The organism is Nocardioides sp. B129/18, from assembly GCF_055282735.1.
Genome location: NZ_JBUZJI010000048.1, coordinates 361 through 9,271, shown reverse-complemented (window position 1 = coordinate 9,271; position 8,911 = coordinate 361). Strand labels below are relative to the sequence as shown.

The 8,911-nt window shown below is 71.0% G+C and carries 10 protein-coding genes and 1 tRNA gene; 3 read left to right on the top strand and 8 right to left on the bottom strand.

The window, feature by feature from the left end; all coding sequences use genetic code 11:
• Positions 1-404 precede the first annotated feature (404 nt).
• The 7 genes from ACZDWJ_RS19440 to ACZDWJ_RS19410 all read right to left on the bottom strand — a co-directional run bounded on the left by ACZDWJ_RS19440 (position 405) and on the right by ACZDWJ_RS19410 (position 3,930).
• On the bottom strand, positions 405-599 hold the full coding sequence (locus ACZDWJ_RS19440; protein ID WP_463523789.1) for a helix-turn-helix domain-containing protein: 195 nt from the start codon (positions 597-599) through the stop codon (positions 405-407).
• A gap of 85 nt (positions 600-684) precedes the next feature.
• A complete protein-coding gene (locus ACZDWJ_RS19435; RefSeq protein WP_463523787.1) occupies positions 685-1,032 on the bottom strand; it encodes a hypothetical protein in 348 nt (115 codons plus the stop codon).
• A gap of 33 nt (positions 1,033-1,065) precedes the next feature.
• Entirely contained in the window at positions 1,066-1,746 is a 681-nt protein-coding gene (locus tag ACZDWJ_RS19430; protein WP_463523785.1) for a rolling circle replication-associated protein, read from the bottom strand.
• Positions 1,743-2,015 (bottom strand): hypothetical protein, encoded by a 273-nt coding sequence (locus ACZDWJ_RS19425; protein WP_463523783.1) that lies wholly within the window; start codon positions 2,013-2,015, stop codon positions 1,743-1,745. Before ACZDWJ_RS19425 ends, ACZDWJ_RS19430 begins: the two co-directional genes overlap by 4 nt.
• A gap of 152 nt (positions 2,016-2,167) precedes the next feature.
• On the bottom strand, positions 2,168-2,749 hold the full coding sequence (locus ACZDWJ_RS19420; RefSeq protein WP_463523779.1) for a hypothetical protein: 582 nt from the start codon (positions 2,747-2,749) through the stop codon (positions 2,168-2,170).
• Between the two features lie 125 nt (positions 2,750-2,874).
• Positions 2,875-3,792 (bottom strand): tyrosine-type recombinase/integrase, encoded by a 918-nt coding sequence (locus ACZDWJ_RS19415; protein ID WP_463523777.1) that lies wholly within the window; start codon positions 3,790-3,792, stop codon positions 2,875-2,877.
• A gap of 64 nt (positions 3,793-3,856) precedes the next feature.
• Positions 3,857-3,930: transfer RNA gene (locus ACZDWJ_RS19410), tRNA-Ile, on the bottom strand.
• Positions 3,931-3,998: 68 nt separating this feature from the next.
• Between ACZDWJ_RS19410 and ACZDWJ_RS19405 the strand changes: the two genes are divergently transcribed.
• Together ACZDWJ_RS19405 and ACZDWJ_RS19400 are read left to right on the top strand one after the other, a co-directional pair.
• Positions 3,999-4,289 (top strand): Dabb family protein, encoded by a 291-nt coding sequence (locus tag ACZDWJ_RS19405; protein ID WP_463523775.1) that lies wholly within the window; start codon positions 3,999-4,001, stop codon positions 4,287-4,289.
• A gap of 41 nt (positions 4,290-4,330) precedes the next feature.
• Positions 4,331-4,570 carry a DUF3099 domain-containing protein gene (locus ACZDWJ_RS19400; protein WP_463523773.1) on the top strand — a complete coding sequence of 80 codons (240 nt, stop codon included), beginning with the start codon at positions 4,331-4,333 and terminating at the stop codon, positions 4,568-4,570.
• Here the strand turns inward: ACZDWJ_RS19400 and ACZDWJ_RS19395 are convergent.
• Positions 4,567-7,365 carry a hybrid sensor histidine kinase/response regulator gene (locus ACZDWJ_RS19395; protein WP_463523771.1) on the bottom strand — a complete coding sequence of 933 codons (2,799 nt, stop codon included), beginning with the start codon at positions 7,363-7,365 and terminating at the stop codon, positions 4,567-4,569. The two genes, ACZDWJ_RS19400 and ACZDWJ_RS19395, sit on opposite strands and share 4 nt — an antisense overlap.
• Positions 7,366-7,613: 248 nt before the next feature.
• On the opposite strand from ACZDWJ_RS19395, the gene tyrS reads away from it, so the two are divergent.
• The gene (tyrS, locus tag ACZDWJ_RS19390; protein ID WP_463523769.1) at positions 7,614-8,885 is read left to right on the top strand and encodes a tyrosine--tRNA ligase; all 1,272 of its coding nucleotides are present in this window, start codon (positions 7,614-7,616) and stop codon (positions 8,883-8,885) included.
• Positions 8,886-8,911: the final 26 nt, after the last annotated feature.

Sequence of the window (8,911 nt, the reverse complement as noted above, 5' to 3'; positions counted from 1 at the left end):
CGCCGACACACATCGACGCAGATCAGATGTCACCTATCCGTGCAGCAGACCCGAGCTCGTCGGTGGCGAAGTCGACGACGTTCTTGTGGATGGCGAGCGCGCAGAGCTGGGTGCCACCCCGGTGCTCATCCGGGCCTGCTGACCGCAGTCCGCAACCGCTCCATCGCGCCAAGCGCCGGCTGACTCTTGCGGCTGACCTAGCTCGGTTGGAAGGTCGAGTGGTTCAACTGCTGCGACGCCGCGCGAACTCACGTCAACGTCGCTGAAGGGCCCGGTTGCTCGACGGCCCCAGCTCGTGGTCAGCAGTCCTGGATGGTGCCCCTGGTGGCGCGCCGTCGTGCGTGTGGCGCTTGAGCCGCTCGTAACGTCCGTTGCTGAGGGGGCGGCCAGGCTCGGGAGCGCAGTCAGGACCGCGAGTCGGCGCTCGTCGGACGCAGCAGCGCGAGGACGTCGTCGGCGTCGACACGCACCGACCTGTGACCGCTGATGCGGTAGCTGGCCAGCTCCTCGCTGTCGACCATGCGCTGGACGGTCCTGAGCGAGAGGCCCAGCGTCTCGGCGGCGTCCTTGAGGCTGATGAAGCGGGTGTGCGTAGTCATGTCCTGAACTTCGGCATCAGTCACGCCAGCAGTCTCCCGTCTCCCGGACGACGACCAGCCGACTAAGGAGACGGGAGACTGCGACTCACAGCGGAGCGTCGACCTCCTCGCCGTCGACGGGGTGGTCAGGCGGAACCTGGTAGAAGACGACGTCGGGGATCTCGTCCTGGCTCGGCTGCACGTAGGTCCCCTGGTAGACCAAGATCTGCACGGCTCCGTTGTTGAAGACACGCGCAAGGCTGTCAAGGTCGACCATGAGCCTGCTCGAACCGTCAGAGCCCACCACTGCGTGGACCCTGACGCAGCTCTCCTCGATGGCGGTCAGCAGATCCATGGCCGGGATCGCCAACATCCTGCGAAGCGATCGCAGCGGGTACCAGTTGCCCTCAGAGAGCATCGAGTGGCAGTGGCAGTTCATGTCATGGTTGGTCATGTCGGAGTTCCCTCGTAAGTAGACAAGACTGAGTCAGCTGCGAGAGGTCGCGGGGGCGACAGCCCAGCGAGCGTTGCTGCGGGGGCGGATCCGGCCGCGGATCTCGCCCACGACCTCCGCCTTGGTCGAGCCGCCCCAGAAGCCGCGGCTGGTGTGGAGGTAGGACTTGCCGTTGAGGTCGCGGGCGCCGTCGCGCAAGAGCGGGTTGCGAGCGTCCTTGACCAGGTAGAGGGCTGCAGCCATCGGCGTCCACGTGGGCTCGATGGTCACGCCGCCATAGGCCCAGGCATCCCCGAAGTGCGCGGGCGCCAGGGCGTCGCCGCGAGTGAGAACGTGGATGTGGAGCATGCCGTTGGCGCCACGCTCCGTCGTCCACACCCAGTCGAAGGCACGGTTGTTGCGCATCAAGGCCCTGCGGAAGACCTCCATCGCCCTTGCGCGGGCCTGGAGACCGTGAGGTGCGAGCTCCAGGGTGCAGAAGGACGAGCTACCGCTCGACTCCTCCAAGGTCATGCCGACCGCCGCGGCGTCGGCGATGAGCAGCTCCGGTCCGCACACCGGGCAGGCGTAGGTCCGGCAGGACGCCCAGAACCACTGGCTGGGGTCATCGCGGTTGATCCAGATGAGAGGACGTGTCGGGCACTGCTCACGCAGTCCGTGCGCGAGGAGGCTGATCGGGTCGACGTCGGCGTAGACCTCCATGCCGGCCCTCACGAGGCGTCCCCGGCGATGCGGCGACGCTGGCGGGCGGCCTTGGCCGCCAGCGACATGCGAAGCATGTGCGCGCGGGCCAGCGAGTCGATCCGCCGCTCGAGCTCCTCGGCGTCGAGGGCACCCTCGGGGTCGATCTCGCGAGCGAACTTGGCCCGGAGGCCCTCGCGAGCCGGGGCGGTGGCGGCGGAGCGATCGTGCACGCGGCCCCAGCGCTCGTGGGCGGCGATCTGGGCGATCAGGTTGCGGTGTTCAGGGTTGTTGGAAGGCAAGCGAATGCACCCCTAGTGGGGAAGTCCCGTCGGCGACCAAGACCGGGTGGGACGGTGCATCGTTTCGGCTGCCCAATGAGCCTGGAGATGTAGTTGTGGGTGGTGCTGTGCCCCTGCGGGAGGGGCAGTTTCAGGGGTGACCCGTCAGCGGGTCAGGTCGTCGTCAGCCAGCGGGCGGCGATGTCGAGGACCGATGTCGGGGGCGCCTGTGCGATCTCCACTACCCGCGCGTCTTTGATGTGGAGCTCGAGCCGCTTGTGGCAGCGGGGGCATGGCTGGGTGACCACGCCGTCGGCGATGTGGACGTCCTTGACGGCGCCGTCGACCGGTCGGCCCAGGCGGTAGGCGCGCGGTCCGAAGGTCAGGCCTTGGCCCTGGAGCTGGGTGATCTCCTGCTCCGCCCGTCGGGCAGCCGTCCAGGTCTCGCGGACCTGGTCGGGGTGGTCGACGGACTTGAACTGCTGCCGAGCCTCCTCCAGCTGGTAGCGCGCGACGTCGATCTCGGCCTTGACGTGGTTGTCGGCGGTAGGCGGCAGATAGAGGAGCCGGTGGCCGGCGTAGATGACCTCCAGGGCGACGTCAGGCTTCTTCCCGCTGTGAGCATGGATGCACCTGTGCCGCTCGGCGACGCGGATCTGACGGCGCGCCCGCTGGACCCGACGCTCAGCCGGCGGCAGCGCCAGGAGCTCTCGGATCTCATACGCAGCCAACTGCGTCACGGGTGGTCTAGTCATGTCCTGCACCCTGCCAGTCCGCTGTGCCGGGATGGAAGGGCGTGCGGCACGAAACTTCGAGAACGTCGCTGTCAACGTCCGTTAGGGACCGGCCGCAGCCGACGACGGCATCGCCCTGCTCCAGGTCACACGCGGTCGCCCAGCGCCAAGCGACGGTGGGCGTCGCGTGCGCGCTCATCGGCGACGCTGGAGCCGTAGCGGGCGACCATCTCGCGAGCTCTCCAGCCCATGACGCGCATCAGGTCGGTCTCCTGTCCGCCGCCGCGGAGCCAGGCGTGGGCAGCGGTGTGACGGAACTGGTGGGGGTGGACCCGCTCGAGCCCTGCGTCGTCGCAACGGCGCTCGAGCATCTGAGCGACGCCGGAGGGGGTGAGTGGACCCTTCTTGCCCAGCCACAGGGAGTCGGAGGTCTTGGCGAGCTTGTGGCGGGTGCGCTCGCGCAGGTAACGGCGCAGGGCGTTGGAGGTCTTGGGGCCGAAGGGGCAGTCCCGGGGGCGTCGGCCCTTGCCCATGACGCGAACCACGCTGGTCTCGCGGTCGACGTCCTCGAGACGGATGCCGATGAGCTCGCCGGCGCGCATGCCGGTGTCGAGGAGCAGGCGGATGATGGCGGTGTCGCGGCGGTTCTCGAAGGTGTTGCCGTCGGCCGCTTCGAGGAGGCGGCTGAGGAACTCGTCGTCGAGGACGGGCACCGGTTGCTCGGGCACCTGGGGCGCCTTCATCGTCGCCATGGGGGATCGGTCGAGCTCGCCGTCCTCGACCAGCCACTTGAAGAGCTGCTGGAGCGAGCGGTACTGCTTGGCCACCGTCGCCGGGGCGAGTCGCTCGAGCTGCTGGGCGAAGAAGAACTCGAGGTGCTGCTTGCTGACGTCGCGGTGCCCGTCGGGCAGACCTTCAGCCTCCAGCCAGTCGCACAGCGCGATGCCGCACTGCAGGTAGGAGGTGATGGTGCCGGGACTCTTGTTGGTGGCGCGCAGGTGCACGTGCCAGTCGTCCAGGAGGTCCCTCAGGGGGTCGGACGGGGCCGGTTGACGCTTCGCCATCCGGTAAGGATACTTCCCTGTACGACCTTTGTGCAGGACTCAATACTCACGTTTTGCCTGGTAGTAGGGCGGGTGGGGCTCGAACCCACGACCCAAGGATTATGAGTCCTCTGCTCTGACCGACTGAGCTACCGCCCCTCTGGCGTTTCAGCCACCGGAGCGTACCGAGCGCGGCCGCGCCACCGAGGGCCTGGTTCGATGAGGCCATGATCCGCAACATCGTCGTCGGCGTCCTGCGGGACGACGCCACGCCCGCCCAGGCCCGCGCCGCGCTCGACGCCCTGCAGGCCCTGAGCGTCGAGGGCGTCGACTTCGAGATGCACACCGGGCTCGACCTCGGCCTGCGCGAGGGCAACGCGTCTTACGCGCTCACCGCGGACTTCGTCGACGAGGACGCCTACCGCGTCTACGACCTCGACGAGGAGCACAACCGCATCCGCCGCGAGCTGTTCGCGCCGATCTCGGCCAGCATCCAGCGCATCCAGATCACCCTCTGAGCGGAGCGGACCGACCGCGTCCGCGGCGTAGGTTGGACGTCGTGGACGACCCCCGCCGCCGACGACGGCTCTACTTCTGGCTGATGGGCACCTGCGTCGTGCTCGTGCTGCTGGCGTGGAACGTGGTGCGCCTGTGGTCGGTGCCGCTGGCGGTCGCGATGAGCGTCGTGGCAGCGGTGATCCCGCCAACGGCGGCGATCCTCGGCAACCTCGGCTCGGTGACCCGCCTGCAGCAGCGCGGCTGGAGCGAGGACCGCTCCGATCAGGCCGACGGCCGCTAGTCGCCCGCACGGAGCGCGCGCAGCCGCTCGGCGAGCACCTCGCCGGCGGTGGTGAGCAGACGCTGGGTCTCCCCGAGCCCGGCGGCGACGGCGTCGAGGTCGCCGGCCCGGGCCCGCTCCTCGAGGGCCCGGACGGCCTCGCCTGCCCGCACCCCGAGGTTGAGCGCTCCGCCGGCGAGGCGGTGCAGGGCGCGGGCGACGGCGTCGGCGTCGGCGTCGTCGACGGCGCTGCGGGCACCGGCGATCAGCTCCGGCCACGCGGCGAGGAAGTTCGTGATCGCCCGCTGCAGGTAGGCGGTGGAGTCGGGGTCGAGCTCGAGCAGCATCGCGAGGCGCTCCTCGTCGAGCACCGCCGAGTCGGCGTCGACCGGGCGATCGGCAGGCGGCGCGGAGGGCGGGAGGTCCTCCTGGCCGGTCCAGCGCGCGAGCGTCTCGCCGAGCGCCACGGGGTCGACGGGCTTGGTGAGGAAGTCGTCCATGCCCGCGGCCAGGCACCGGTCGCGCACGCCCTCGATGGCCGCGGCGGTCATCGCGATCACCGGCACGTGACGTCCGGCGTCGCTCTCGCGCAGCGCCCGGGTGGCGGCGTAGCCGTCCATGCGCGGCATCTGGACGTCCATGAGCACGGCGTCGAAGGCTCCGGCCCCGAACGCCTCCAGCGCGGCGACGCCGTCGGCGGCGGTCTCGCACTCATAGCCCAGGGCGGTGAGCAGACCGGTGGCGACCATCTGGTTCACCGGGTTGTCCTCCACGACGAGCACGCGTCCGCGCGCCGGCTCCGCGACGACGCTCGGCGCCACGTCGCGCTCGACCCCGCCGAGCTGGGCGGTGAGCGCGCCGCGCAGCACGCTGGAGAGCACCGGCTTGGTGAGCAGGTCGTCGACGCCGGCGTCGCGCACCTCGTCGGGGTCGACGGCCGTGACCGAGGTGAGCATCAGCAGCCGCACCTCGTCGAAGGCGGCGCTGGCGCGGATGCGCCGCGCGAGGTCGAGCCCGTCGGTCTCGGGCATCGCGAGGTCGAGCAGCACGACGTCGTAGGGCTGCGAGCCCTCCGCGTGCCGGGCCGAGAGCAGGGCGAGGCCCTCCTGCGCTGACGCCGCGGAGTCGCAGGCCACGCCCCACCATCCCAGCTGCTCCTCCAGGATCAGCCGGTTGTGCTCGGTGTCGTCGACCACGAGCGCGCGGCGTCCGCTCAGCAGCTCGCGGGCCAGGGCGTCCTCGTCGCCGACGACGTCGTCGCCGCCCGCGGGGTCGAGCAGCACCCGCAGCGTGAAGATGCTGCCGCCGCCGAGGTTGGGCTGGTAGACGATGTCGCCGCCCATCGCCTCCGCGATCTCGCGGGAGATCGCCAGGCCCAGTCCCGTGCCGCCGTAGAGCCGGGTGGTGGAGGCGTCGGCCTGCGTGAAGGCGTCGAAGAGGCGCTCGACCTTCTCCGCGGCCACGCCGACGCCGGTGTCGGACACCTCGACGTCCAGGCGCAGCCGGTCGTCGACGGCGCGGGTGGTGGCGCGGACGATCACGCCGCCGCGCTCGGTGAACTTCACGGCGTTCGACACCAGGTTCGTCACCACCTGCGCGAGCCGGGTGGGGTCGCCGCGCAGCACGGCCGGCACGGCGGGATGGCAGGAGACGACGAGGTCGAGCCCTTGCCCGCGGGCGGTCTGGGCGAGCATGTGACCCACCTGGTCGAGCAGCGGGCGCACCTCGAAGTCGAGCTCCTCGAGGTCGAGTCGTCCGGCCTCGATCTTGGAGAAGTCGAGGATGTCGTTGATGACGGCGAGCAGCGCGCGGCTGGCCACCTGCACCCCGCTGGCCAGGCGGTGCTGCTCGGAGGTGAGGCCGCTGCGCAGCAGCAGGTCGTTGAGGCCGATGACGCCGTTGAGGGGGGTGCGGATCTCGTGGCTCATCGTCGCCAGGAACTCCGACTTCTGGCGAGACGCCTCCATCGCCTCGTCCCGGGCCTGGGAGAGCTCGCGCCGGGTGCGCTCCCGGTCGGCGACGCGGGCCAGCTGCTCGGCCACCTGCACCGCCATCCGCTCGATCATCGCGTGGCGGTAGAGCGGGGGAGCGCTGGTGATGGTGACGACCGCGCACACCTGGTCGCCGAGGAGCACCGGGAAGCCGAGGGTCAGGCGACGCTCGTCCCACAGCGGCGCGCGCAGGTCGCGGCAGCGCTCGGCGAGCTCGAGCTCGGCGGGGCTGCGAGGGTCGGCGGCGTCCTCGGCGGCCTGCTCCTCGCTGACCTGGACGGGGGAGAGCCCCTCGTCGGTCGGCACGAACGCCCGCGCGCGCTCCCAGTCGTCGTGGAGCAGGACGAGGTCGCGGGCGTGGCGCAGCACGTCGAGGAGGGTCGCGGCCTCGTTGGCCGCGCTCGCGACGGCCTGCATCAGCTCGTTCTGGTGAGCCTGGTCGGCGAGCTCGGCCTCGCTGGCCCGCAGCGCGGCGAGGGTCGCGCGCTGCTCGGTGCGGTCGGCGAAGCGCAGCACCACCACGGGCGGCTCGGTGGCCACCAGGAGCGCCCGCGCCTCGACCCAGCGCGCGCTGCGATCGGCCCGGCGCCACACCGTCTCCAGGGACGCCGGCAGGGGACTGCGCGAGCGGGCGGCCTCGACGACCTCGCCGATCCAGGCGCGGCCGTCGTCGTCGAGCACGTCGACGACGTGCGGCGGGGGCGGCGCTCCGTGCATCGCCGTCACGCCCGCGGAGGCCAGCACCGTGGCCGCGTCGAGGTCGATGACCCAGGTGGCCTCGGCTGCCGTGTCGACGAGGTCGCGATACAGCGCTGCGGTGTCCATGTCCCTCCCCGTCGGCTCCGCCCCCCGCGGACCCGACAGCGCCGCCGGTGGCGGCGCGTCCCTGGGGGTGAACCTACTCCAGCGCGGCCCCGCCGGAGGGGTGACGCGACGCGGCTCCACCCGTCCGCGCGGGGGAACCGGGACGACGCCCCGACCCCGGATGGGGCAGGCTAGGCCGCGGACGGTCGTCCGGCCGTCCGCAGACCACCGCGGCGCCGCGCCCGGCGCCGCCGTCCGGAAGGCAGCGCGTGTCCATCGATCCCACCCTCCTCGACGACCTCGAGTGGCGCGGTCTCATCGCCCACTCGACGGACCTCGACGCCCTGCGTGAGGCGTTGACGGCGGGGAGCGTGCGGTTCTACGTGGGCTTCGACCCCACCGCGCCGAGCCTCCACCTGGGCAACCTCGTCCAGATCCTCACCGCACGCCGCCTCCAGAAGGCGGGCCACACGCCCTTCGCCCTCGTCGGCGGTGCCACCGGCATGATCGGCGACCCCCGCGACTCCGGCGAGCGCACGCTGAACCCGATCGAGACGGTGCAGGAGTGGGTCGCGCGGGTCCGCGCGCAGATCGAGCCGTTCCTGTCCTTCGAGGGCGAGAACGCCGCGACCATGGTGAACAACTACGACTGGACCAGCGGCCTGTCGACGATCGACTTCCTGCGCGACATCGGCAAGCACTTCCCGGTCAACCGGATGCTCGCCCGCGACGTCGTGCGCAGCCGCCTCGAGGACGGCATCAGCTACACCGAGTTCAGCTACGTGCTGCTGCAGTCCATGGACTTCCTGACGCTCCACCGCCAGCACGGCGTCTCGCTGCAGTTCGGGGGGTCCGACCAGTGGGGCAACCTCACCGGTGGCGTCGAGCTGATCCGCCGGGCCGACGGCGAGCGTGCGCACGCCTTCGCGACGCCGCTCATCACCAAGTCCGACGGCACCAAGTACGGCAAGACCGAGGGCGGGGCGCTGTGGCTCGACCCCGAGATGATGTCGCCCTACGCCTTCTTCCAGTTCTGGCTCAACGTCGAGGACGAGAAGGTGGGCGAGCTCCTGCGGATCTTCACCTTCCTCCCGCGTGAGGAGATCGAGGCGCTCGAGGCCGACCATGCCGAGAAGCCGTTCCTGCGGCTGGGCCAGAAGGCGCTCGCCGAGCACGTGACGTCCCTCGTGCACGGCGTCGAGGAGACCCGACGCATCCAGGACGCCTCCGCGGCGCTCTTCGGCGGCGGCGACATGAGCACCCTCAGCGCCTCGACGCTCGGCGCCGCCCTGCAGGAGGCCGGTGCCATCGAGGTCTCGCGGGCCGACGGCCTGCCCACGATCACCGACCTCCTCGTCGAGGCCGGCCTGGCGAAGGGACGCGGCGAGGCTCGTCGCACCGTGGGGGAGGGCGGCGCCTACCTCAACAACGTGCGGGTCGAGGATCCCGAGCTCGTGCCGGCCGACGACCAGCTGATCGGCGGGGAGTGGCTGGTGCTGCGCAAGGGCAAGAAGACCTTCAAGGGAGTCCGCGTGCGCTGATGCGCACCGCTCTCACGGCCCCTGCT

Coding starts and splice junctions, on each gene's coding strand:
- ACZDWJ_RS19405 (WP_463523775.1), top strand. CDS start 3,999: ATGATCCGCAACATCGTCGTCGGCGTCCTGCGGGACGACGCCACGCCC.
- ACZDWJ_RS19435 (WP_463523787.1), bottom strand. CDS start 1,032: ATGACCAACCATGACATGAACTGCCACTGCCACTCGATGCTCTCTGAG.
- ACZDWJ_RS19415 (WP_463523777.1), bottom strand. CDS start 3,792: ATGGCGAAGCGTCAACCGGCCCCGTCCGACCCCCTGAGGGACCTCCTG.
- ACZDWJ_RS19420 (WP_463523779.1), bottom strand. CDS start 2,749: ATGACTAGACCACCCGTGACGCAGTTGGCTGCGTATGAGATCCGAGAG.
- ACZDWJ_RS19440 (WP_463523789.1), bottom strand. CDS start 599: ATGACTACGCACACCCGCTTCATCAGCCTCAAGGACGCCGCCGAGACG.
- ACZDWJ_RS19395 (WP_463523771.1), bottom strand. CDS start 7,365: ATGGACACCGCAGCGCTGTATCGCGACCTCGTCGACACGGCAGCCGAG.